Below are 23,043 nucleotides of genomic sequence, written 5' to 3' on the forward strand. Positions count from 1 at the left end.
CACATCATGGCAGTCAATCCGACCCGCACCCCGGGCCAAGTCTGGGTGGGCAACACCCCGCCGCAGAAGGCGTGGATCGTGCAGCTCCTGACCGAGCTGATCGCCGCCATCAACGGGATCGATCCGCAACTGGCCGCGCTCTTGGCGGATATCCAGACCCGGCGGGTCGCCAGCACGGCCAACAGCGACTTCTCGGGCACGACCTTCCCGACGGGCACCGGCACGGTGATCTTCCGATCCGCCACCAACGTGGCGATCTGGCAGGCGCTGACGATCGCGCCCGATCCGGTCACGGCGACCCATCAGCAGGATGCGACCGGCGCGTGGTGGGGCCGCGCGTTCCAGCTGTCCGATATCCGCAACGCGCTGCGCAATGCCGGGGTCTTCAGCTTGACCGGCATCGGCGGCACAGCGAACGCGATCACCGCCAGCTTCGCCGATGCGGCCCAGGCCCTGGGCGTGACGGTCGACGGATCCACCATCGTCGAGGTGATCCCCGTCGCGGCGAACACCGGCCCGGCCACGCTGCAGATCGCCGGTGACGTCGCCCGGACCCTGCAGACCGAGGCCGGGACCGCTCTGCCGGCCGGCTTCATGCGGCCCGGGGTCAGCATGCTATTCCGTCGTGCGGGTTCGAACTTTCGTGCCTTGTCCTCGACGACTTCGGACCAGCTGACCGCGGCCCGCAATGAGGCTGCGACGGCAACGGCCCTCGAGGCGTCGGCCCGCGCCGACGCGGACGGCTTCCAGCGCGCCGCGCTGCGCCAGGGCGCGATCACCTTGGTCAACGTCAGCCTGACCGGCAATGCCTACACCGCCGACATCGAGGCCATCTTCGCCTCGGTCGCCATGACCGACATCCCGCTGAACGGCGAGGTCAGCGTCAGCTTTCCGGCCACCAACCCGGGCCAGAACCCCACGGTGAACGGGCGCGGCCTGCGCAGGCGAAACGGCAACCCGTGGCCAGCCGGAAAGATCATCCCCGGAAGCCCCTACACGCTGAAGCGCATCGGCAACGAACTGCGCGTCCTTTCGGGCGATGTGCAGGGCGAGGAGCTGGAGGGTGGGCTGGCGTCCGTTTCCCGCAAGCTGGTGACGATCACGTCTGCCAGCACCTCGGGCGAGCGGAACAGCACCAGCTGGACGCAGGTGCCGGGCAGCTACAGCTTTGCCGACATCGCCGTCGGCAATGCCCCGGCCGCGCTGACCTCGCCCCATACCGGGGACGTGCAGGTCGAGCAGGTCGTGGACGGGCTGCGCCATGTCTGGCTGGACGCATCCGGCCGTCGCTTCGAGCGCCTGCGAAAGGCGGGGGTCTGGGGCGCATGGCTGGAGATCGCGCGCCAGACGAGTGTGGACACGCTTACGACGGCCTTGGGCACCAAGGCCAATCAGGCCGACCTGGCGGCCGAGGCGGCCAAGGTGGCACTGCTGCAGGCGCAGGCTCTTCTGGGCGGCGGTGCGCTGAATCAGATCGGCCCCGATCTGCCCGTGCGGCCCGCCGCGATACCCATGGACACGACGCTGCAATGGCGCTGCTGGGATAGCCCCCAGGCCTTCATGGGCAAGAACGACACCTGGGTGCAGATGCCAGTGCCTGATGCTCCCGACGTGCCGCTGTCCGCATCCTGGGACGTCTATGACGCCCGCAACGGCCAGTCGCTGGCCGTCATCATCCGCAGCGTTCCCGACGAGACGCCTGCGATCATCGGCATCGACCGGCGCGTGGGCGGCGAGGAAGGCCCGTGGATCGGCCTGCCCGCCGCGACTGTCGGCACCTATCTGCTGGACGGCCTGGCCCCCGGCCCGCACAACGTCACGATCCGGCACCGCAACTTCGTGGATGGCGGCGACGGCGACATCGACCGGGGCGTCACCGTCAGCGCCAGCGACATCACCGCCGATCTGAGCGGCACCGGCCTGCTGCTGACCGTTCGCCCGACCAAATGGCAGAGCCTGACCGACATCAACATCACGTCTAAGGGCTTCCGCCTGCTGGATGGTGATGTTGATTTGTCGCACAGCAACGAGTCGGTGCGGGCGCGCTATCGCGACTATTTCACGACCGGCCAGTTCATGCGGGCCAGCATCCTGAGCCTCGACGCCGTTGCCCATCCGGCGCAACTGGACGGCATCGCGCTCGGCATCAACAGCGTCGGCCCCAACGCGATCCGCGCCCACTTCCGGCGCAACGGCGTGACCTTGCACTACATCGAGAACAACGGCGTCACCCGTCGCGTCCTGGCGACCTTCTCGCAGAACTGGGGCTTCCCGATCGCCGCCGAAATCCGGCGCCCGGCAGGCGGCAATATCGTCGAGGTTCTGGTCGGCGGCAGCGTCGTCATCAGCATCGACCTGACGGGCGACGTGGCCGCGAACCTCGTGGGAGGGGCGCCGGAACTGTTCGCCTTCGTGAGCAACGGCGGGACCGCTTCGGCCACCCGCCTGACCAACATTCAGATGGGACACGCCTGATGCCCGCGCCGACGAACCTGAACGCCCAATCGCTGCTCTATGTCGCGGGCCTGCCTCTGCAGATGATCGGCCCGCAGATCTGGGGCCAGCCGAACGAGGAACAGCAGGCGCGCATCGCCGCTGGCGAGGTGCTGGAGAACCTGTGGCACGGTGAGATGCAGCAGATCTACTGGGGCATGAGCCGCAGCCCCGCGCTGTTCTGCCAGGGCCTGCGCAATTCGTTCCCCAAGCTGCGCACGATCCGCGCGCCGTTCAACAAGCACTATTGGACGCGCGACGAGGCTGGAAAGCTGCAGATGCACCCGCAGATGGAGGAGTTCTACGCGGAATGCGCCGCCGACAAGTCCGACTTCTGGATCTGCTGGGACTTCCATGACGGCCCGACCCAGGTGCTGCAGGACCCGCGCCGCCGGGCGCAATGGCCGAACAGCTATCCCGCCGTCGAGAACTTCGAGCAATGGCAGGAGGGGTCGATCTATCTGGGGCACCGGCAGATCGAGACCTGGAACATGCTGTTCGAGTGGCTGGAGGATCGCCCCTGGCTGTGGGAGCAGACCATCGGCTACGAGATCATGAACGAGCCCGCCGCCTATTTCCACGGCAACGGCCTCTATCCGGGCCGCACCGCCTATTTCGTCGGGCGCTTCGTGGACCATATCGAGGCGATCGCGCAGGTCATCCGCGCGAATGACCCCAGCAAGTTCATCCTGGCACCGACCTGGGCCTATAACGGCGACGCGAACACGCTGGCCTCGACGCGGCTGCCCGACCGTGGCGGGATCACCGGCCTTGACGCCATCCGGCAGGCCGTGGGGCTGGACCGGCTGATCTGGTCGATCCACTTCTACACCGGCTTCGACACACGCACCGCGACGCAGGCGGGGCATGACCGCGCGCTGAGCGTCCGGTGGGGCGTGCTGGGCGGCGATCCGGTCTGCGTGACCGAGACTAACATCTTCGGGCGCTGCCATGATCCGGCGCGGCAGGGGAACGACTATCGCCACTATTTCCGGTCGCGCCATCTGAACTGGCTGACGGACAAGGTGGCGGGCTGGCCCAGCAAGCGCAAATGGGGCGTGTCGTGGTGGCCTGCCGCCAACTGGGCGCAGGCATCGGCCACCCGGATCGCGCTGGACACGAACCTGCCCGTGATGGCGCGTCGCTTCTCGACGGCCGAGGCGATCCAGCATTGGTCGCTGGACAACCACCCGGAGTGGTTCGACGGTGCGCAGAGCGGCGTGAAGGGCTGGGAGCGAAACGAGCTGCGCCCGTTCAACAGCATGGACCCGTCTCAGTTCGAGATCGACGGCTGGCATCTGCTGAACCTCGTCCAGCCGCCTCTGCCGGGCGCGCAGGTCGCGGAGAGCCTTGCCGGCTGGTATCTGAGCTATGGCGGCACCGGCACGACCTATCATTCCTGCGCCGACCTGAACGGCGCCGTGATGCTGCAGGTGCTGGGCGGCGACGGGAAGACCGTGATCCACCACCAGATGGTCGACTTCTATCAGCGCAACCACTTCCACCTCGGCCGCGGCGGCGGGGTCGTGCGCCTTGGGAACGGCAGCCATGTCGTCATGTCACAGGGCGGCCCGGCCATCATCTACACGGCCAGCCCCCGCCTGCCTGCACCCCCGCCCTTCAACGGCTATTCCAAGGCCCGGCCGCACGCGACCATCGGCCTGCCCTATGGCTGGGACAACCGCGTGATCTGCGACCCCGGCGCGGTCACGCACATCTACGGCTTCAACCCGGATCGGGGTGACCGGCTGTCGTTCAAGGGCGCTTTCCAGAGCGTTCAGCAGATGCGCGCCGCGATGCGCGTGGTCGAGAACAACGCCCAGATCAAGAACCGCGACATCATCCTCACGCTGCCCGGTGGCGGCGAGGTGCTGATGCTGGACGCGGGGGCGCTGGCGTCGCGGCTGCATACCTGGAACCTCGATCTGACGGACGGCTGGTATGCGCCGGGCTGGGTCGAGCCGGTGGATTACACCGAGGCCGAGTTCACGAACCCGATCCCGATCATCCCGCCCGCGGCGGGCGGAGACGGCGCCTGGATGTTCGACCGCGAAGGCCGCCCGCTGATGGCAATGGACCGTGCCGGTCGGCCCTTGGCCGCGCGGCTGCGCGACGGCACGATCCTTGGATCCGGCGGCGAGGAGGTCATCGTCAACCGGCCACCCAGCATCGGCGTGCCGGGCGCGATCCTTCCGGCCAGCGGCCCGGTCGGGACCACGTTCACCATCCGGCGATCCACCTTCGGCGGCACCGAGCCTATCATCCGCACTTGGGTGCTGATGCTGGACGGCGATGAGGTCACGGATCAGGTCGTGGATGGCACCTTCACCCCGTCCAGGCTGGGCGTCCTGCATCTGATCGAGGACGCCAGCAATCCCTACGGCCAAACGCCCCTCTATACCGCAACCGCCAACGTGGTTCCGGCCTTCGTGCCGGTCGAGATGGTCGAGCAGCCGTCGCTGTCGCCCTCCGAGGTCGAGGTCGGCTTTCCGATCACCGTCACTTGGGGCAGCTATACCGGCGACGCGCCGATCACCAAGACGCGCACGCTGACCTTCAACGGCGTGAACGTGCTGGGCAATGTGGTCGATGGGCAGTTCACCCCTTCGGCGCCCGGCACGCTGACGCTGAGCGAGATCGCCCGCAACACCAACCCGTTCACGGGCGCTGCCAGCCAGAGCGGCCCGCACACGGAGGTCGTGACGGCGTTCGAGATCACGGACGACTTGAGCGGCTATTACGCATCCGGCGCCGTCCTGATCCACCACACCGCGGCGGGCTTCCAGCTGGACGGCGAGGGCAAGGTGACGGGCATCGCGAACGCGGGCGCGGCTGGCGCGGTCTTCAACGCTGCTGTGACCGGCGCGCCCCTGACCGTCTCGGGCAACGGCGTCCTGCTGCCGGGGGATGGGTCCAGCGTGATCGCCACCGACAACGTGGCCGATCTGGTCGGCGCGCGCCTGATCTGGGCCATGAACCCGACCACGATACCGACCGATTTCACGCAGGTGTTCGGCCTGGACGGTGAGCCTTTCGTGGATCTTGTGACCACCATCGCCATCGCCTCCGAGGCGGGAAAAGGCACGGCCATCATCCAGAAGGTCGAGCCGGGCGATGAAACCGGAACGGCTGCGATCCTGCCCGAGTTCGACATGCCAAACGACATTGCGATCTTCGAGCTGGTCATGTCGGCCGATCTCATCCGCCTCTATGTGGACAGCGTGCTGGTCTCCGAATACCTGCGCGACACGTCCGTTCTGACCTTCCCCATCCGTCAGATCGGCAGCGGGGTAGGCGGATTGGGCAACTTCCAAGGTCAGTTTGGAGACGTGCTGGGGATTGTCGTCGGGCATCCCAACGAGATCGCCGCGCGCAATGTGGCCTACCAGTTCCTGCGCACGCAGTTCCCGCCCGCGCCGCCCGCGCCGCCGTCGCGCGTGACCTTCGGTCAGATCGCACCGCTGACCGGCGACGTGGGGGCGGCGTTCACCATCACGCTGTCCACCTATGCCGGAACCGCGCCCATCGACGCGGAATGGAGCCTGACGCTGGACGGCGTGGACGTGACGGCCGATGTGGTCGATGGCGTCTACACCAGCACCGCCGCGGGCGATCTGGAGCTGATCGAAAGCGCGACCAACGCATATGGCAGCGCGCCGGTCAGCACGTCCACCGCACAGGTTCTGGCGCCCTTCGCGGGCGTCAGCCTCGTCACCGCGCCGAGCCTGTCGCCCGCCGATGTGGTTGTCGGGCAGCCGATCACCGTCACCTGGGCGGTCTATGCTGGCGATGGCACGATCACGTCGACCCGCGCGCTGACCTTCAACGGGGTCGATGTGCTGGATGACGTGGTAGGCGGCCAGTTCACGCCGACAGATGATGGCATCCTGCTGCTGTCGGACACCGGCAGCAACACCCGCCCCGTGACCGGAGAGACGTTCACCAGCGGGCCGCACACGGCCGAAGCCAGCGCGGGTTATGTGGCGCTGACCAAGACCGCCGAGGCCAGGATCGAGCCTGCCATTGCGGCATGGGGCGTCGAGCGGACCATCACGCCCGCGACCTATACCGGATCGCTGCCGATCACGCGGGCCGGGCAACTGCTGTTCGATGGCGAGGTCGTGGCGTCGCGGAGCAATGGGGCGCCCTTCACGTTCACCCCGCCGCGGATCGGCGCGCTGGCCTGGAGCGGCACGGCCGAGAACCCGGCCGGCGTCGGCCCGGCCGAGGCCGCGACCGGCGAGGCCGTGCATCCGCTGAAACAGCACTTCGACAGCGGGGCGATCCAGATATACCTCTCGACCGAGGATGCGACCCTGGACGTGGACGGCCGCGTCACGGCGCTGCAGAACATCGGCGCGGCGGGCGCGGCCTTCAATGCCTCGATCGTCGGCGGCTCGCTCGCTATCGTCGGCGGCGCGCTGCAGTTCCAGGGGACGGGCGGCCCGTTCGCGCAGCTGGCGAACCCCGCCGACATCGTGGGTGTCGATTTCTGCTGGATCATGCAGACCGACTGGACCCACAACATGCGCCTGTTCGGCAAGGCTGGCGACGACCCGCGGTCGGACATCCGCTTCGACACCAACGCCACCGGCACTGTGCTGGGCGTGCGGCGCTATGTCGGCACCACCACCACGACCGTCACCCTGTCGCCTCGCTTCGTCTACGGCACGGCGAAATCACTCTATCGCATGCGGATGGACGCGACGGCTGGTGCGCTGTTCGAGAACGGCGTCCAGCGCCGCGCCTTCACCCACGCCTTCCCAGACTTCCGGCTGCAGAACCTGGGCCAGGGCACCGACTCATTCGTCAGCTTCAACGGCAAGATCGGCGACATCTTCGGCGTCGTGCGAGCCCATCCGAACGCCGCGCAGGCCTTGGCCGACGCGAGCGCGTATGCCGCCTCCAAGCACGGGATCATCCTCTCATGATCGAACTGATTATCGAAATGCTGCGCAGCCCGGACGCGCAGCCTGACGCCTACACCTGGGGCGCCGCGCTGCTGGGGCATTTCGCGATCGGGCTGATCCTGACGGCCCTGATCGGCTGGCGAGCGGGGGCATGGCGCGGTGCGACCATCGTCGCGGCCGGCTATGCCGCGCTCTGGGAAGGGGCGCAGCTCCTCTGGTTCGGTGGCGGCATCGCTGACGGCCTTGTGGATGCGGCTGCGGTGGCCTGCGGTGCCGTCGCCGCGGCAGGAGCGTGGCGCAACCGCGGTGCGGCCGTCGCGGCGGCCTTGGCGCTGCTGGCGACAATCGGCGCTGTCGGCATCGGTCGCCGCTACAAATGAGAGAAGGCACCGGTCTTTCGGTATCAGCGATTATTCGGACAAGGGAATAGACATGGCGAGAATTGAAGGAGGGGTCACCTGGGGGAACGTGCTGTCGATCGGCGCGACCTTGGTGACGGTGACGCTGGCCTATGCCACGCTGCAGGCGGGCATGCTGGAGGGTCAGCGGGAGACGCGGCGGATCGAGCTGCAGGCGCAGCAGGCCACCCAGGAGCTGCGTATCAGCCATGAGAAGCAGCTGACCGACATCCGCGCGGATCTGGTCGCGCACCGGCGCTCGATCCAGCAGCTGGAGATCTCGGACGCCCGCAACAGCGAGCGGTTCGAGGCGCTGAGCCGGTCGATCGAGGAGCTGAAGTCCGGGCAGCGCGAGACGCTGGAGCTGTTGCGCGAGATCAGCAGCGGCAGGGCGAGCCCGTAACGGCCTGACTGCATCGCCTTAGCTTTCCCATCCCATGCCCCGTCATCAAGCGGGGCTTTTTCATGTCTGGAGAACCCATGACCGCGAAGATGAGCGCGATCCGCGCCCGCCAGGCGCGCTGCGCCGCCCTGGGCTTCTGGCCCGGCCCGATCGACGGCCTCGACGGCCGCCGCACCCGCGCCGCCTTCGAAGCCGCCACCGCCGCGCAGCGCGCCCGGCGGCTGCCCTTCCAGCACCCGAGCGGCATCACCCGCATCCACGGGCACTGGACCGGCGGCGGCCATGTGCCGAATCCGACCGACCTGCGCGCCTATCACGGCCTGATCCCGGGCGATGGCGCGCCGGTCTGGCCGGCGCTGCCCGGCGCCCTGCGCAGCCACACCCTCAACGCTAATGGCGGCGCGATCGGGCTGGCAATCTGCGCCATGGCCGGAGCGGTCGAGCGGCCCTTCCAGCTCGGCACCGCGCCCATCACCCCCGCCCAAGTCTGCGCCTTCGCGCGCGAGGCGGCGCGCCTCTGCCGCCTCTACGACATCCCGGTCACCCGGTGGTCGGTCCTGACCCATGCCGAGATCCAGCCGACCTTCGGCATCGTCCAGCGCTGGAAATGGGACATCACCTGGCTGCCGGGCATGGCCGCCCCCGCCGACCCGATCGAGGTCGGCGACCGCCTGCGCGCGATGGTGCGCGCCGAACTGCAAACCCTCTGATCATCAGGAGCCTGACCATGGACAGCATCAAGACCATCGCCCCCATCTTCATCGGCCGCACGCGGTCCTTCTGGCTGGGCATCGTCCCGGCGATCCTGACGCTGATCGACGTGATCGCGGGCAGCGTCAGCGACGGCACGGCCGAGCCCATCGCCACCGGCCTGGCCGCGATCCTCGGCCCGCTGACCGGGGCCACGGCGGAGGGCATCCACGGCTTCATGCTGGCGGTCGCACCGATCTGCGCGCTGATCGTGGCCCACCAGCGCGGCGGGCTGGCTCGGCCCTACACCACCAGCCCGGCGAAGGAGCGCGAGCTGGTGCGCACGATCGAGGACGGCAAGAGCGCCTTCGAGGCGGGCAAGGCGTTTGGCGAGCGGCTGCGGAAGGCGTCGGGCGTTCCCCTGATGCTGCGGACCACGACCCCGCCTCCGTCGAAGAAATGACGAATGAACGGGACGGCTGCGCTGCAGCCGCCCCGGTCGGGCTGACTAAATGAAGGACCAGAACCGTTAAATTCGCCCTTCCCGAACTCGCACATCGACCAGTGTTTCCGTGGTCTGGTTCCAGTCGCATTCGTAGATCATATTCGTAAACGCGCCAAAGCCGTTTTGGAACATGATCTTGTCGCCTATCAGTGTGATCGTTCCAGTGTTTTGATCAACCCATCGGAAATGACTGAATTTTCCTTCAAGCCAGCCGTCTGTCCACTCCAAGTCGTGGCGCGCATGCCGTTCGACTTGCTCGGTGCAATCGTAGCTGCCTGCAGCTATCGCTCGCTCTCCCCAGCACTGGATGTCGTTCTGACAATCTTCTGTGGTTACGGTGTCTGCGTCGTCGGAAAGGGCAGCTTTTTTCGCTGCATCCTCATCCGACATCGGTTGCTGATCAGGCGTTACGCCGGCTTCCTGCTGGTTGGGGGTGTCCTCACCGCCAGAAATGGCTGCAAATACTATCAGGCCGACAATAAACAAGCCTGCCAAGCCCTTAATGCTTTTTCCTAAACTTGTCTGGGATTGCCCACAGTTGGGGCAGGTCTTCGCTGATTTCGAAATCATATGCTTGCAGGCCTTGCAAGGAATCAGCTTTGCCATTGTTCACCACCTCATCAAATAAACCGACCAAAGTTTGCAGGACATTCCCGAACTTTCGCGACTTCATCAAGCCTGAGGGTGGACTGCGACGGCATTTTTGAATGAGTTCGAGCGGGCTACTCGGTTTACAATGGCCCCTGTAAGCCATTGTAAGCGTGAGGTGGGGATGTAAGCAGTTTTCCAATGTAAAATATTGATGAAAAATAACTATTGCAGACCCCTACGGGCTGCCACTGTCTACAAAATTCCTAGCAATTACTTGGCGTTCCAGCGCAGACTGTATCATCCGCGCTGGGGTGAAACAACGTTCCTGCCTCGTTCTCTGCCTACGTGCCGCCGCACTTGCACAGCCTTGGTGTAGTGTTCGACCTCCGACAGAGACGAGTGCCCGCCCCATGCCATGATCGCGTGAGACGTTCCGCCAGCCTCGGCGATGGCGGTGAGTAGGGCTTTCCTCAGCCCGTGCGCCGACCGGTCCTTGATTCCTGCCGCGCGCGCGTAGTCTGCTATCAAATTGCCAAGCCCCTTCACGCTGCGTGGCCTGCTGGCCACGGCCAGGAACGTCTGACCGGTCCCGGTGCTCGCCGCCTTAACCGCCTCGCGCTCGTCGGCGCATCCCTCGGCAAACTCCGGCAGGGGGTTCGGCCATGGCACATAAGCTCGGCCGCCCGTCTTGGACTGTAGGAACGTCAGGATCCCGTCCGGCCCGATGTTGCCGGGCCCGATCATCACGGCGTCGTTGGTGCGCGCCGCGGTCCAGTATGGAAGCTCGCACGCGGCCCGGGCAGGGGTGCCGACGGGCCAGCGCGCCCGGAAGGTGGCGATCTCGTCGCTGTCCCATGCCACGAACCCGATCACGCGGACGGCCTGGCGCTTGACCGCGAGGGCAGGGTTCGGGTGCAGCTTGGCGTGAGTGAGCAGCGCTCGCCAGACCTTATACCGATCGTTGACCGGGTTAGGGTCCAGCTTGTTCAGGTCGATCTCGATGTATTTCGCCGTGAGGCCGCGCAGCTTGCCCGGCCCGTATTTCTACGCGATGTCCTCGGCGTGGCGGCGCATCATCCCCTGATAGGTCGAGAATTTGCCGCGGAACCAAGCGCTGTTCAGCAGATCGCGCACGGCGTGGTCAATCTGGCCTTGGATCAGCGGGGCCTTCCGCTGTGCCTTCTCCATCGGTGTCTCGCCCGCCTCGGCCAGAGCCCAAGCCGCCACGAACTCCGGATGCGTCTCCGGCAGGTCTGGCAGGCGGATACCCGTTGCCCGGTCATAGCGCACGATCCGGTCGCCTCGCTTCTGTCGGCGGATGCCGTTCAGCTTCCCGCCCCAAACAGCTTGCCGCATTCCCCGATGTCCTTTTCCAGCGTGTCGACGTCTCCGCCTTCGATCTCCATGGAGCTTACGAACGCATCAAGGTCATATCGTTCATGGAGGCGGCACTTTCCCAGCACGCGCCGAAGCAGACCCAAGGTCCGCAGGTAGTTCCCGCTGATCCCGATGTAGCGGGCAGCGTCAGGCGCGGGCAGGAGGCGCGGCACGGATTCCAAGGTGGGTCGTCCCATCATTCCTCCTGTGCGATCCGGTCGCGCTACACCAGCAGCGCGGCGATTGTCGTTCCCCAGGCCCATCCAGCGGCGAAGTCGGAATGCGTGTCCCAAAGCCAGATGTAGAGGATCAGTCCCAGCCATCCGGCGGCGGCCACCGAGGCCGTGCGGGCGACGGCGCTCACCGCTAGCTCTCCTGTGCCGCCGCCACCAGCCCGTCGAACTGCTCCCACGCCAGACATGCCGGGCACCGGCCCGTCGTCTGACCGGCCAGCTCGGGCATGTCGTCGGTGTCCTTCGTCTCGCAGCGCGGGCCGAAGTGGGCCGTGATGGCTTCTTGGATGAGGTCAGTCATGGGGGTTCTCCTGTGCGATCTTGGCGAGGGGGGCGCGTAGGTCTCCTGGGCGATGCGCAACTGGATCAACACGCCGCTGGAGCGGTCGATCCGCTGGATCAACGGCGCGACGGGGGGCACCGCGATCGACCGCAGGTCCGTGCCGTCGGGCGCCACCAACTACTGGTGGGACGCCGCGGCCAATGCGCCGGGTCCGGCTCTGGACACGTTCATGGCAAACATCGCGGCGGCGGTGTCCGGCGGCGCGCCAGTTCCCGGCGTCTGCTTCTGGACACAGGGCGAGAGCGATGCGGACGCGTTGCAGGGAGGATCCCTGACCGTGCCCCAGATGGTCGCCACGATCCGCGCGGTCTGGGCGCACATCCGCGCGACCTATCCTGCAATGCAGTTCGTGGCGAACATGATCGGCAGCCACGATGCGCGGAACCTGGACCCGGGGGCGAACGTGGCCCGGGTCGCCTATCTCAACGCAATCGCCGCGACGGTCTATGCCACGCTAGGGATCGACCTCTACGACCTGCAGCGCGCCGAGGGCGATATCCACCATCACAGCAGCGCCTATGCGATCATGGGGTCCAGGTTGGCGCGTCACTACGCGAATCTGATGCACGGTCAGTCGAACTGCCACTGTCTAAAAACGTCTCACAGATTGCTGGACGACCTTGCCCCGCAGTGCGATCGTGCAGTTCGTCCGCGCCGTTCTCCTGTCACGAACTCGGCCTTGATGGCTTATGCAATCCCTGTCGGAAGCGGATGTCCGGCTGTCCATGATCGCGCCAGGCGTGCCGCTGTTTCGGCGGTGGCGGTGGGTCTGATCCTGATCCTTGTGGCGTGCCGATGGACCATCCGCTCTCAGGCATCGGTGGCATGCATTCCCCTTCCCGACATGATCCGGTGACGGACACGTCGATGTCGCGATCCGCGCCCGTCATGGCCGATGCGCGGCCCATGCCTCATGATGATGCACGCCGCGTCTATGCCGTCCCTGCCGCGGCCGATCGCGCCGCCGCGACCTGGGCGTCGAACTGCTCCAACGCCAGACCTGCCGGACACCGATCCGTCCCGCCGGCCAGCTCGGGAAAATCGTCCGTGTCGGCCGTCCGGCAGCGCGGGCCGTAATGCTCGGTGATCGCCTTCCGGATCAGGTCGGTCATCGGAGTTCCCCTGGGTTGCCGCGCGATGCTGCCATGGCTTCGTTCAGTGCCGTTGTTTCCGCGCGCCGGACGCGAACCGGCAGCAGTCGCCATCGTGGGTCGGGTGGCTCTCTACCGCACGTCAGGCGGCGGTGATGCTGCGCACCGCTTCGGCGGCCAGGGGGGCCACGCGGCGGCGGAACTCCTCGGGCTCCCATTCCGACAGCGAGGCGACAATGTGGATCGCGCCCACCGGACGGCCCGACGCGTCGGGAATGGCCACGCCAAGCGCGACCTCGCCCATCAGCATCTGCTCCAGCGCCAGCGCGTGGCCGGTCCCGCGCACCAGGGCCAGCTGCGCGCGGATCGCGTCGGGGTCGGTCAGCGTGCGGGGCGTCACGGGGTGCAGCGGGGCCTGCGCCAGGATCGCGTCGGCCTCGGCCGGGGGCAGCATGGCCAGCACGGCCCAGCCCCCCGAACTGCCCGTCACCGGGACACTCTTGCCCACCAGTGTGGCAAAGAACGTCTCGCGCTTGCTCTGCATGCGGGTGACATAGACCATGCGCTGACCGTCGAACAGCGACAGGTCCACCCTTTCGCGCACGCTGCGGCGCAGCTCCAGCAGGATCGGGTTCGCGCGCCGCACCAGCGGGTTCAGGCGCATGAAGTCATGCGTCAGGTCCAGGATCGGCAGATGCGGGCGGAAGCCGCGCCCGTCCTCGGCCTGGATCAGATAGCCCAGCCTGCGCAGTGTGTGGACCAGACGCTGCGCGGCGCTGCGGGTCATGCCGCTGCGCGCGGCGATCTGGGCCAGGGACAGCGGCCCCTCGGCGCCGCGGAACGCCTCCAGCACGCTCATTCCGCGGGCAAGCGACTGCACGAACAGGGCATCGGTCGGGCCGGGTTCGTCCTCGGCTGCGGGGGCGGAGTGAAAATTGCGCGCCATGCAGTCTCCGGCGTTGACAGGATCGATTTTGGCTCAATACACTCGTGATACAATGCAACTGTATCGGATGGCAATACATTGCGACGGACCGACCCTGCTGCGACCTCTGACGACCGCCCCGATCGGCGGCCCTTCCGCGTCGCGCTGGCGGGCTTCCTGCATGAGAGCAATTCCTTTGCCCCCAGCCCCGCCGATCATGCGGCCTTCCAACAGGGCGGCGGCTATCTGCCGCTCAGCCGGGGGGCGGAGATCCTGGCGCGTGCGCCGGGGGTGAACCTGCCGGTGGCCGGCGCGATCGAGCATGCGCGGGCGCAGGGCTGGGACCTGCTGCCGCTGGTCTGGGCGGGGGCGGTGCCCTCCGCGCCGGTCACGGCCGACTGCTTTGCCGCGATCACCGAGGAGATCCTGCGCGGCCTGCGCGCGGCCGGGCCGCTGGACGGGGTGTTCCTGGACCTGCACGGGGCAATGGTGGCCGAGGGCGCGCCGGATGGCGAGGGCGCGCTGCTGGCGCGGGTGCGGGCGGTGGTGGGGCCGGACGTGCCGGTGGTTGCGGCGCTGGACCTGCACGGCAACATCAGCCCGCTGATGGTCGAGAGCGCCGACCTGATGGTGGGGTTCCGCACCTATCCGCATGTGGACATGGCCGAGACCGGGCGGCGCGCCGCCGAATGGCTGGACCGGCTGATGGCGGGCGCGCGCCCGGCGCGGGCCTTCCGGCAGGGAGATTACCTGATCCCCATCGCCTGGCAGGCGACCGACCGGCAGCCCGCGCGCGACCTTTATGCGCAGGTGGCTGCGGGCGATGACAAGGGCGCCTGCCTGTCGCTGTTCATGGGCTTTCCGGCCGCCGACTTTGCCGATTGCCGCCCGTCGGTGCTGGCCTATGCCGACACGCAGGCCGAGGCCGATGCGCTGGCGGACGGCCTGGCCCAGGCCCTGCGCGGGGCCGAGGACGGGTTCCGGGGCGAATGCCTGGACCCGGCCGAGGCGGTCGCCCGCGCCATGCGCCATCCGGGCGGGCCGGTGATCCTGGTCGATACGCAGGACAATCCCGGCGCGGGGGGCGATTCCGACACGACCGGGATTCTGCGCGCGCTGGTCGCGGCGGATGCGCAGGACGCGGCCATCGGGCTGATCTGGGACCCCGAGGCCGCCCGCGCGGCCCATGCGGCGGGGCAGGGCGCCACCCTTGCGCTGGCCTTGGGCGGGCGGTCCGGCACGCCCGGCGACGCGCCCTTCGAGGGCCGCTTCACGGTCGAGCATCTGTCGGATGGCGCCTGCCACGCCACGGGTCCCTATTACGGCGGTGCGCATCTGACGCTTGGGCCGGCGGCCTGCCTGCGCATCGGCGGGGTGCGCGTGGCCGTGGCGTCGGAGAAGGCGCAGATGGCCGACCGGGAGATGTTCCGCTTCCTGGGCATCACCCCCGAGGATCAGGCCATCCTGGTCGTGAAAAGCTCGAACCATTTCCGCGCCGATTTCGCGCCCATCGCGGCGGCGATCCTGACCTGCGCCGCGCCGGGGCCGATGCCCGTCAGCCCGGCGGCGCTGCCCTTCCGTCACCTGTCCCCCGGCCTCCGGCTGGAGCCGGGGGGCGCGCCCTTCACCCCATCCGCGCAAGGCTGACGCCAAGATCGGCCGCGCAACCCGACCAACAGAGAGGATGCCATGTTCAAGACCATCTCCGCGGGGCTTCTGGCCTCGACCATGCTGACCGGCGCGGCCTGGGCCGAAACCACGATCAAGGCCGTGATGCATTCGGGCCTGCGCGTGCTGGACCCGGTGATCACCACCGCGCACATCACCCGCAACCACGCCTACATGATCTATGACGTGCTGATCGCGCAGGACAGCCAGTTCCAGCCGCAGCCGCAGATGGCCGACTGGACCGTGTCGGACGACCAGCTGACCTATACCTTCACCCTGCGCGACGGGCTGACCTTCCATGACGGCGCGCCGGTGACGGCGGCCGATGCGGTCGCCTCACTGAACCGGTGGGCCCAGAAGGATGCCGGCGGGCAGGTCATCATGGACCGCACCGCGAGCCTGGAGGCCACCGACGACAAGACCATCACCTGGACCCTGACCGAGCCCTTCGTGCCGATGCTGGACGTGCTGTCCAAGCAGTCGGCCCTGCCGCCCTTCATCATGCCCGCCCGCGTGGCCGAGACCTCGGCCGACGAGGCGATCACGGATTACACCGGTTCGGGGCCGTTCCGCTTCGTCGAGGCCGAGTTCCAGCCCGGCCTGAACGTCGTCTATGAGAAGTTCGACGAATACGTCCCGCGCGACGAGCCTGCCGACTGGATGGCGGGCGGCAAGGTCGTGAACGTGGACCGCGTCGAATGGGTCAACATGCCCGACGTGCAGACCGCCGTGAACGCCCTGTCGGGCGGCGAGATCGACTATATCGAGGCGATGCAGGTCGACCTGATCCCGCTGCTGGAGGGCGATCCGAACATCGTCGTCGAAAAGCGCGAGCCGACCGGCATGCAGACCATGACGCGGATGAACTTCCTGCACCCGCCCTTCGACAACCCGCAGGTCCGGCAGGCCGCGCTGAAGGCCGTCACGCAGGAGCCGGTCCTGGCCGCGATGGTCGGCAACCCCGAATACTACCAGGTCTGCGGCGCGGTCCTGGGCTGCGGCACGCCCCTGGAGAGCGAGGCCGGCGCCGAGACCCTGACCCAGGGCGGCGGCACCGAGGAGGCGCGCGCGCTGCTGGAGCAGGCGGGCTATGACGGCACGCCCGTGGTCATCATGGCGCCGACCGACCTCGTGGCGCTGGTGACCCAGCCCGTGGTCGTGTCGCAGGCGCTGCGCGATGCGGGCTTCACCGTCGACATGCAGCCGATGGACTGGCAGACGCTGGTCACGCGCCGCGCCAGCCAGGGCGCGCCCGCCGAGGGCGGCTGGAACATCTTCATCACCAACTGGATGGTGCCCGAGATCTCGAACCCGATCTCGAACCCGATGCTGAACGGGCGGGGCGACGACGCCTGGTTCGGCTGGCCCACCGACGAGACCATCGAGGCGCTGAAGGAGGAGTTCATCGACGCCCCCGACGCCGCCGCCCAGAAGGCCGTGGCCGAGAAGATCCAGGCCCATGCGCTGGAGAACGGCCTGCTGATCCCCTTGGGCCAGTACACCCTGCCGCAGGCGCGCCGGACCACCATCACCGAGATGATCGACAGCCCCGTGCCGGTCTTCTGGGGCCTGCAGAAGTCCGAGTGAGCCATGCCGGGGGCGGTCCCGCCGCCCCCACCCCCCTGAACGGAGAAACCTGATGCTGGGGTATATCCTGCGGCGGATTCTGGCCGTCATTCCGGTGATGCTGCTGGTCGCCGTCTTCGTCTTCCTGCTCTTGCGCCTGACGCCGGGCGACCCGGCCGCGATCATCGCGGGCGACATGGCCACCCCCGCCACGCTGGAGCGCATCCGCGAACAGATGGGCCTGAACCAGCCGCTGCATGTCCAGTTCGTCACATGGGTCGGACAGCTGCTGCGCGGCGATCTGGGCGTGTCGCTGATCTCGAACACGCCGGTGGCGGCGATGGTCGCGGACCGCATCGGGCCGACGCTGTCCATCGCGGTGCTGACCATCCTGATGTCGGTGGCCATCGCCGTGCCGATGGGTGTGCTGGCCGCGTGGAAGCACCGCAGCATCGCCGATTACGCGGTGATGACGTTTTCCGTGCTGGGCTTCTCGGTTCCGGTCTTCGTGATCGGATACCTGTTCATCCTGGTCTTCTCGCTGAAGCTGGGCTGGTTCCCGGTGCAGGGCTTCACGCCGCTCTCGGCGGGCCTGGGCGGGTTTTTGTCGAACGCCTTCCTGCCCGCGCTGACCCTGTCCACGATCTATGTCGCGCTGATCGCGCGCATGACGCGGGCCAACATGCTGGAGGTCTTGGGCGAGGACTACATCCGCACCGCCCGCGCCAAGGGCGCGCCCGAGCGCACGGTCCTGTTCCGCCACGCGCTGAAGAACGCGGCCGTCCCGATCCTGACCGTGATCGGCACGGGCTTTGCGCTGCTGATCGGGGGCGTGGTGGTGACGGAAACGGTCTTCAACATCCCCGGCGTGGGCCGCCTGACCGTCGATGCGATCCTCGCGCGCGACTATCCGGTCATCCAGGCGATGATCCTGCTGACCAGCTTCCTCTACGTGCTGGTGAACCTGCTGATCGACCTCAGCTACAGCCTCTTTGACCCAAGGATCCGTTACTGATGGCACAGGCACCGCAACCGACCTCGGCGATGCAGCCGGTCCTGCGCGCGCTGCGCCTGCCCCGGTTCGGCATGGGCAGCCGCATCGCGGCCGCGGTGCTGGCCGTCATCGTCGTCCTGACGCTGCTGGCGGGCTGGATCGCGCCGCACGACCCGCTGACCATGAACCCGCTGGCCCGCCTGAAGGGACCCATCGAGGGCCACCCCCTGGGCACCGACAATTTCGGCCGCGACATCCTCAGCCGCGTGCTGATCGGGGGTCAGCTGTCGCTGATCATCGGCATCGCCACGGCGGTGGTGTCGGTCTTTCTGGGCCTGGTCATCGGCATGATCGCGGGCTTCTTCCGCACGGCGGACGCGATCATCATGCGGGCGATGGACGCGCTGATGGCGATCCCGTCGATCCTGCTGGCCATCGCGCTGGTGGCGCTGAACGGCCCGTCGGTCGGATCGGTCATCGCCGCGATCACCATCCCCGAGATCCCCCGCGTCGTGCGCCTGGTCCGCGCCGTGGTCCTGTCGGCGCGCGAGGAACCCTATGTCGAGGCCGCGATCGCGCTCGGCACGCCGATGCGCAAGATCCTGGTGCGTCACCTGGTGCCGAACACCACCGCGCCCCTGATCGTGCAGGGCACCTACATCCTGGCCAGCGCCATCCTGACCGAGGCGATCCTGTCCTTTCTGGGCGCGGGCGTCAGCACGGAAACGCCCACCTGGGGCAACATCATGGCCGAGGGTCGGCTGTTCTTCCGCATCAAGCCGGAGCTGATCCTCTATCCCGGCATCGCACTGTCGCTGTGCATCCTGTCGATCAACCTCCTGGGCGATGCGGCACGCGACATGCTGGACCCGCGGCTGAAGAAGAGGGCAGGCTGATGCAGTTCAAGACACGCAACTTCGACGCGGCCGACGTGGTGCTGGAGGCCCGCGACCTGACCGTGACCCTGCCCGAGACGCCGGGAAACCCCGCCGTCCTGAAGGGCATCGACGTGACCATCCGCGCGGGCGAGACCGTCTGCCTGGTGGGCGAATCCGGGTCGGGGAAATCGGTCACCTCGCTGGCGATCATGGGGCTCTTGCCCGACGCGCTGCGCGTCGCGGGGGGCACGATCCAGTTGCAGGGGCGCGACCTGTTGCCCCTGACACAGGCGCAGATGCGCGACCTGCGCGCGGCCCGCGTCGCGATGATCTTCCAGGAGCCCATGACCGCACTGAACCCGGTCCTGCGCGTGGGCGACCAGATCATGGAGGTGATGGAGCTGCACACCGACCTCTCCGCCACGGAACGCCGCCGTCGCGCCGTGGCGATTATGGAGCAGGTCCATCTGCCCGATGTCGAACGCATCTTCCGCAGCTATCCGCACCAGCTGTCGGGCGGTCAGCGCCAGCGGATCATGATCGCGATGGCGCTGGTGCTGGAACCCGCCCTGCTGATCGCGGACGAACCCACGACCGCGCTGGATGTGACCACGCAGAAGCAGATCCTGGCGCTGATCGACGAATTGCAGCGCGACCATGGAACGGCGGTGCTGTTCATCACCCATGACATGGGCGTCGTCGCGGAAATTGCCGACACCGTCTATGTCATGAAGCAGGGAGAGATCGTCGAACATGGCGCGGTCGAGACGCTGCTGCGCAGCCCGCAGGCGGACTATACCCGCAAGCTGCTGAAGGCCGTGCCTAGCCTGTCGCCTCGGGAAGCCCGGCCTCAGTCGGCGGATGCCGTCCTGCGGGTCGAGCGGCTGAACAAGATCTATGGCGGCGGCGGCATCCTGCGCAAGCTGCCGCAGGCGCATGCCGCCAAGGACGTGACCTTCGCCCTGTCGCGCGGCCGCACCCTGGGGATCGTGGGCGAGAGCGGCTCCGGCAAGTCCACCGTCGCGCGCTGCATCATGCGGCTGATCGACCCCAGTTCGGGGCGCATCCTGCTGGACGATGCCGACATCGCGGGCCTGTCGCGCGGCGCGCTGCGCCCGCACCGCCAGAAGCTGCAGGTGGTGTTCCAGGACCCGATGCGGTCGCTGAACCCGCGCTGGACCATCGGCGAGAGCCTGATCGAGGGGCCATTGAACTATGGCACCGGCCGCGCCGACGCGATGGCCGAGGCTGCGCGCCTGATGGGCGTCGTGGGCCTGCCCGCCGACGCGCTGGCCCGCTATCCGCACCAGTTCTCGGGCGGGCAGCGGCAGCGCATCGCGATCGCCCGCGCGGTGATGATGCGCCCCGACGTGCTGGTCGCGGACGAGGCCGTGTCGGCGCTGGACGTGTCGGTGCAGGCGCAGGTGCTGGACCTTCTGGACCAGCTGCAGCGCGACCTGGGCATCGCCATCGTCTTCATCACCCACGATCTGCGCGTCGCCGCCCAGATCTGCGACGAGGTTATCGTCATGCAGCGCGGCGCCGTCGTGGAACACGGCCCCGCGGGCGAGGTGCTGGCCGCGCCCGCCCATCCCTATACCCGCGCCCTGATCGAGGCCGCTCCCGGCCGGTCATGGGACTTCCAGAACTTCCGTGCCATGCCAGAGGTGAGATATGCCGAACCTGCCTGAGATCGATGCCGCCGTCCCGGAACTGACCGAGATCTTCCGCGACCTGCACGCGCACCCGGAGATCGGCATGGAGGAGGTCCGCACCAGCGCGGTCGTCGCGGCCAAGCTGCGCGAATGGGGCGTGGACGAGGTCCACGAGGGCGTGGGCAGGACCGGCGTCGTGGGCATCGTGCATGGCCGGGGTCAGGGCAACCGCCGCATCGGCCTGCGCGCCGACATGGACGCGCTGCCGATCCAGGAGGCGACGGGGCTGCCCCATGCCTCGACCCAGGCCGGCAAGATGCATGCCTGCGGCCATGACGGGCACACGACGATGCTGCTGGGTGCCGCGCAGTATCTGGCGCGGACGCGCAACTTCGACGGCACCGCGGTCCTGATCTTCCAGCCCGCCGAGGAGGGTCTGGGCGGCGCCCGCGCCATGATCGCGGACGGGCTGTTCCAGCGGTTCCCGGTCGACGAGGTCTATGGCATGCACAACCAGCCGACCGGCCAGCCGGGCCGCGCGACGCTGTGCAAGGGGCCGGCCATGGCGGGGGCGTCCTTCTTCGACATCACCGTAACGGGCAAGGGCAGCCATGCCGCCATGCCGCAGCAGTCGCGCGACGCGCTGGTCGCGGCATCGGGGCTGGTCGGGCAGTTCCAGACGATCCTGGGCCGCAACGTCGCGCCGCTGGATCAGGCCGTGCTGTCGGTGACCCAGATCCATGCGGGGAGCGCCTATAACGTCGTGCCCGAGACCGCGACCCTGGCCGGCACGATCCGGTTCTTCCGCCCCGAGGTCCGCGACCTGATGCAGGCGCGGATGCGCGCCATCTGCGAGGGTGCCGCGCAGGCCTTCGACCTGCGGATCACCTGCGAGTTCCGCGAGATCTTCGACGTGCTGGTGAACGATGCCGACCTGTCGGACGCCTGGACCCAGGCCGCCGCCGACGTTCTGGGCGCCGACAATGTGCGCGACGATTCCCAGCCCTTCACCGGGTCCGAGGATTTCGCCGACATGCTGCAGCAGGTCCCCGGCGCCTATGGCAACCTGGGCCATGCGGGCACGGTGCCCCTGCACAATCCCGGCTTCGTGCTGGACGAGGGCATCCTGCCCGTCGGCGCGTCGATCTATGCGCGGCTGATCGAACGCCGCCTGCCGGTGGCGGCATGAGCGCGCTGGATCTGCCCTTCGACGCGGAGGAGATGCTGACGGGCCTGCGTCCCTGGATCGAATGCGAAAGCCCGACCTGGGACGCGGGCGCCGTCAGCCGGATGATGGACCTGGCCGCGCGCGACCTGTCCGCGATCGGAGCCACGGTCGAGACGGTGCCGGGCACCAAGGGCTTCGGCACCTCGATCCGCGCGACCTTTGCGCATGCCGACCAGGGCAAGCCGGGCATCCTGGTGTCGGGGCACATGGACACGGTCCATCCCTTGGGAACGCTGGAGAAGCTGCCCTTCCGGGTGCAGGACGGCAAGGCCTGGGGGCCGGGCATCATGGACATGAAGGGCGGCAACTACGTCTTCCTTGAGGCGATGCGCCAGATCGCGCGGGCGGGGCTGACCACGCCCCTGCCGGTCACCTTCCTCTTCACCCCCGACGAGGAGGTCGGCACCCCCGCCACCCGCAGCCTGATCGAGGATGCCGCCCGCGGCCAGCGCGCCGTGCTGCTGCCCGAACCCGCGCTTCCCGACGGGGGCGCGGTGATCGGGCGTTATGCCATCGCGCGGTTCGACCTGCTGACCCATGGCAGGCCCAGCCATGCGGGCTGGGCGCTGAAGGACGGACGGTCCGCCATCGCCGCCATGGCGCGCCGCATCCTGGAGATCGAGGCGATGACCACCGAAGACTGCACCTTTTCCGTGGGCGTCATCCATGCCGGGCAATGGGTGAACTGCGTGGCCTCGGAATGCCGGGCCGAGGTCCTGTCCATGGCCAAGACGCAAGACGACCTGGACCGCGGCGTCGCGGCCATGCTGGCGCTGCAGGGCGAACGGGACGGGGTGGAATTCACCGTCACCCGCGGTGTTACCCGCCCGGTCTGGGAGCCGCAGCCGGGCACGATGGCGCTGTATGACCTCGCGCGAGACCTGTCGGCGCAGATCGGGTTCGAGCTGTCGTCAGACCGGTCGGGCGGCGGGTCGGACGGCAACTTCACCGGCGCGATGGGCGTGCCCACGCTGGACAGCATCGGCGTGCGCGGCCGCGGCCTGCACACGCTGGACGAACATATCGAGATCGACAGCCTGCCCGAGCGTGCGCGCCTGGCCGCGGGCCTGCTGACCCGGATCATCTGAGGACCCC

The 23,043-nt window shown here is 68.0% G+C and carries 22 protein-coding genes; 14 read left to right on the forward strand and 8 right to left on the reverse strand.

Translation table 11 applies throughout. From position 1 onward, the window contains the following. The first annotated feature begins 6 nt into the window (after positions 1-6). The 6 genes from AACG61_RS06850 (at position 7) to AACG61_RS06875 (ending at position 9,357) form a co-directional block, all read left to right on the forward strand. Positions 7-2,475: a hypothetical protein gene (locus AACG61_RS06850; RefSeq protein ID WP_411839253.1), complete on the forward strand. Its 2,469-nt coding sequence runs from the start codon at positions 7-9 to the stop codon at positions 2,473-2,475. Further along, positions 2,475-7,424 carry a cellulase family glycosylhydrolase gene (locus AACG61_RS06855; protein ID WP_411839254.1) on the forward strand — a complete coding sequence of 1,650 codons (4,950 nt, stop codon included), beginning with the start codon at positions 2,475-2,477 and terminating at the stop codon, positions 7,422-7,424. The genes AACG61_RS06850 and AACG61_RS06855 overlap by 1 nt, the downstream gene beginning before the upstream one ends. Further along, positions 7,421-7,783, forward strand: coding sequence for a hypothetical protein (locus tag AACG61_RS06860; protein WP_411839255.1), 363 nt, complete (start codon positions 7,421-7,423; stop codon positions 7,781-7,783). Before AACG61_RS06855 ends, AACG61_RS06860 begins: the two co-directional genes overlap by 4 nt. 52 nt (positions 7,784-7,835) lie before the next feature. Continuing rightward, on the forward strand, positions 7,836-8,204 hold the full coding sequence (locus AACG61_RS06865) for a hypothetical protein (protein WP_411839256.1): 369 nt from the start codon (positions 7,836-7,838) through the stop codon (positions 8,202-8,204). Positions 8,205-8,281: 77 nt separating this feature from the next. Beyond that, positions 8,282-8,914, forward strand: coding sequence for an N-acetylmuramoyl-L-alanine amidase (locus tag AACG61_RS06870; RefSeq protein ID WP_411839257.1), 633 nt, complete (start codon positions 8,282-8,284; stop codon positions 8,912-8,914). A gap of 17 nt (positions 8,915-8,931) precedes the next feature. Next, the gene (locus AACG61_RS06875) at positions 8,932-9,357 is read left to right on the forward strand and encodes a hypothetical protein (RefSeq protein ID WP_411839258.1); all 426 of its coding nucleotides are present in this window, start codon (positions 8,932-8,934) and stop codon (positions 9,355-9,357) included. 66 nt (positions 9,358-9,423) lie between these two features. On the opposite strand, the gene AACG61_RS06880 is transcribed toward AACG61_RS06875, so the two are convergent. The 6 genes from AACG61_RS06880 to AACG61_RS06905 form a co-directional block, all read right to left on the reverse strand. Beyond that, positions 9,424-10,005, reverse strand: coding sequence for a hypothetical protein (locus AACG61_RS06880; RefSeq protein ID WP_411839259.1), 582 nt, complete (start codon positions 10,003-10,005; stop codon positions 9,424-9,426). Between the two features lie 282 nt (positions 10,006-10,287). Beyond that, positions 10,288-10,863 (reverse strand): tyrosine-type recombinase/integrase, encoded by a 576-nt coding sequence (locus tag AACG61_RS06885; protein WP_411839260.1) that lies wholly within the window; start codon positions 10,861-10,863, stop codon positions 10,288-10,290. Positions 10,864-11,034: 171 nt separating this feature from the next. Then, a complete protein-coding gene (locus tag AACG61_RS06890; protein WP_411839261.1) occupies positions 11,035-11,346 on the reverse strand; it encodes a hypothetical protein in 312 nt (103 codons plus the stop codon). Continuing rightward, entirely contained in the window at positions 11,316-11,567 is a 252-nt protein-coding gene (locus tag AACG61_RS06895) for a DNA-binding protein (protein ID WP_411839262.1), read from the reverse strand. The genes AACG61_RS06890 and AACG61_RS06895 overlap by 31 nt, the downstream gene beginning before the upstream one ends. Positions 11,568-11,590: 23 nt before the next feature. Then, a complete protein-coding gene (locus AACG61_RS06900; protein WP_411839263.1) occupies positions 11,591-11,731 on the reverse strand; it encodes a hypothetical protein in 141 nt (46 codons plus the stop codon). A gap of 2 nt (positions 11,732-11,733) precedes the next feature. After that, positions 11,734-11,901: a hypothetical protein gene (locus AACG61_RS06905; RefSeq protein ID WP_411839264.1), complete on the reverse strand. Its 168-nt coding sequence runs from the start codon at positions 11,899-11,901 to the stop codon at positions 11,734-11,736. Positions 11,902-11,953: 52 nt separating this feature from the next. Here AACG61_RS06905 and AACG61_RS06910 point away from each other — a divergent pair, with 52 nt between their 5' ends. Then, complete coding sequence (locus AACG61_RS06910) at positions 11,954-12,799, forward strand: hypothetical protein (RefSeq protein WP_411839265.1); 846 nt, start codon at positions 11,954-11,956, stop codon at positions 12,797-12,799. Positions 12,800-12,875: 76 nt separating this feature from the next. On the opposite strand, the gene AACG61_RS06915 is transcribed toward AACG61_RS06910, so the two are convergent. Both AACG61_RS06915 and AACG61_RS06920 read right to left on the reverse strand, forming a co-directional pair. Continuing rightward, positions 12,876-13,055: a hypothetical protein gene (locus tag AACG61_RS06915; RefSeq protein WP_411839266.1), complete on the reverse strand. Its 180-nt coding sequence runs from the start codon at positions 13,053-13,055 to the stop codon at positions 12,876-12,878. 121 nt (positions 13,056-13,176) lie between these two features. Further along, positions 13,177-13,980 (reverse strand): IclR family transcriptional regulator, encoded by an 804-nt coding sequence (locus AACG61_RS06920; protein WP_411839267.1) that lies wholly within the window; start codon positions 13,978-13,980, stop codon positions 13,177-13,179. Between the two features lie 78 nt (positions 13,981-14,058). Between AACG61_RS06920 and AACG61_RS06925 the strand changes: the two genes are divergently transcribed. From AACG61_RS06925 to AACG61_RS06955, 7 genes are read left to right on the forward strand one after another with little or no spacing between them, the layout of a single operon-like run. Further along, positions 14,059-15,606 carry a M81 family metallopeptidase gene (locus AACG61_RS06925; RefSeq protein ID WP_411839268.1) on the forward strand — a complete coding sequence of 516 codons (1,548 nt, stop codon included), beginning with the start codon at positions 14,059-14,061 and terminating at the stop codon, positions 15,604-15,606. A gap of 42 nt (positions 15,607-15,648) precedes the next feature. Beyond that, complete coding sequence (locus AACG61_RS06930) at positions 15,649-17,214, forward strand: ABC transporter substrate-binding protein (protein ID WP_411839269.1); 1,566 nt, start codon at positions 15,649-15,651, stop codon at positions 17,212-17,214. 52 nt (positions 17,215-17,266) lie between these two features. Further along, a complete protein-coding gene (locus tag AACG61_RS06935; RefSeq protein ID WP_411839270.1) occupies positions 17,267-18,208 on the forward strand; it encodes an ABC transporter permease in 942 nt (313 codons plus the stop codon). Further along, the gene (locus AACG61_RS06940) at positions 18,208-19,083 is read left to right on the forward strand and encodes an ABC transporter permease (RefSeq protein WP_411839271.1); all 876 of its coding nucleotides are present in this window, start codon (positions 18,208-18,210) and stop codon (positions 19,081-19,083) included. The genes AACG61_RS06935 and AACG61_RS06940 overlap by 1 nt, the downstream gene beginning before the upstream one ends. Continuing rightward, positions 19,083-20,756, forward strand: a complete 1,674-nt coding sequence (locus AACG61_RS06945) for an ABC transporter ATP-binding protein (RefSeq protein ID WP_411839272.1) — start codon at positions 19,083-19,085, stop codon at positions 20,754-20,756. The genes AACG61_RS06940 and AACG61_RS06945 overlap by 1 nt, the downstream gene beginning before the upstream one ends. Then, a complete protein-coding gene (locus AACG61_RS06950) occupies positions 20,740-21,909 on the forward strand; it encodes a M20 aminoacylase family protein (RefSeq protein WP_411839273.1) in 1,170 nt (389 codons plus the stop codon). The genes AACG61_RS06945 and AACG61_RS06950 overlap by 17 nt, the downstream gene beginning before the upstream one ends. Continuing rightward, complete coding sequence (locus AACG61_RS06955; RefSeq protein ID WP_411839274.1) at positions 21,906-23,036, forward strand: M20/M25/M40 family metallo-hydrolase; 1,131 nt, start codon at positions 21,906-21,908, stop codon at positions 23,034-23,036. Before AACG61_RS06950 ends, AACG61_RS06955 begins: the two co-directional genes overlap by 4 nt. Positions 23,037-23,043 lie beyond the last annotated feature (7 nt).

The sequence above is a fragment of the Paracoccus sp. ME4 genome (assembly GCF_046736325.1).
Lineage (GTDB): Bacteria > Pseudomonadota > Alphaproteobacteria > Rhodobacterales > Rhodobacteraceae > Paracoccus.

Coding starts and splice junctions, on each gene's coding strand:
- AACG61_RS06955 (WP_411839274.1), top strand. CDS start 21,906: ATGAGCGCGCTGGATCTGCCCTTCGACGCGGAGGAGATGCTGACGGGC.
- AACG61_RS06935 (WP_411839270.1), top strand. CDS start 17,267: ATGCTGGGGTATATCCTGCGGCGGATTCTGGCCGTCATTCCGGTGATG.
- AACG61_RS06860 (WP_411839255.1), top strand. CDS start 7,421: ATGATCGAACTGATTATCGAAATGCTGCGCAGCCCGGACGCGCAGCCT.
- AACG61_RS06950 (WP_411839273.1), top strand. CDS start 20,740: ATGCCGAACCTGCCTGAGATCGATGCCGCCGTCCCGGAACTGACCGAG.
- AACG61_RS06875 (WP_411839258.1), top strand. CDS start 8,932: ATGGACAGCATCAAGACCATCGCCCCCATCTTCATCGGCCGCACGCGG.
- AACG61_RS06870 (WP_411839257.1), top strand. CDS start 8,282: ATGACCGCGAAGATGAGCGCGATCCGCGCCCGCCAGGCGCGCTGCGCC.
- AACG61_RS06880 (WP_411839259.1), bottom strand. CDS start 10,005: ATGGCAAAGCTGATTCCTTGCAAGGCCTGCAAGCATATGATTTCGAAA.
- AACG61_RS06890 (WP_411839261.1), bottom strand. CDS start 11,346: ATGCGGCAAGCTGTTTGGGGCGGGAAGCTGAACGGCATCCGCCGACAG.
- AACG61_RS06855 (WP_411839254.1), top strand. CDS start 2,475: ATGCCCGCGCCGACGAACCTGAACGCCCAATCGCTGCTCTATGTCGCG.
- AACG61_RS06865 (WP_411839256.1), top strand. CDS start 7,836: ATGGCGAGAATTGAAGGAGGGGTCACCTGGGGGAACGTGCTGTCGATC.
- AACG61_RS06915 (WP_411839266.1), bottom strand. CDS start 13,055: ATGACCGACCTGATCCGGAAGGCGATCACCGAGCATTACGGCCCGCGC.
- AACG61_RS06930 (WP_411839269.1), top strand. CDS start 15,649: ATGTTCAAGACCATCTCCGCGGGGCTTCTGGCCTCGACCATGCTGACC.
- AACG61_RS06895 (WP_411839262.1), bottom strand. CDS start 11,567: ATGATGGGACGACCCACCTTGGAATCCGTGCCGCGCCTCCTGCCCGCG.
- AACG61_RS06940 (WP_411839271.1), top strand. CDS start 18,208: ATGGCACAGGCACCGCAACCGACCTCGGCGATGCAGCCGGTCCTGCGC.
- AACG61_RS06905 (WP_411839264.1), bottom strand. CDS start 11,901: ATGACTGACCTCATCCAAGAAGCCATCACGGCCCACTTCGGCCCGCGC.
- AACG61_RS06910 (WP_411839265.1), top strand. CDS start 11,954: ATGCGCAACTGGATCAACACGCCGCTGGAGCGGTCGATCCGCTGGATC.
- AACG61_RS06920 (WP_411839267.1), bottom strand. CDS start 13,980: ATGGCGCGCAATTTTCACTCCGCCCCCGCAGCCGAGGACGAACCCGGC.
- AACG61_RS06850 (WP_411839253.1), top strand. CDS start 7: ATGGCAGTCAATCCGACCCGCACCCCGGGCCAAGTCTGGGTGGGCAAC.
- AACG61_RS06945 (WP_411839272.1), top strand. CDS start 19,083: ATGCAGTTCAAGACACGCAACTTCGACGCGGCCGACGTGGTGCTGGAG.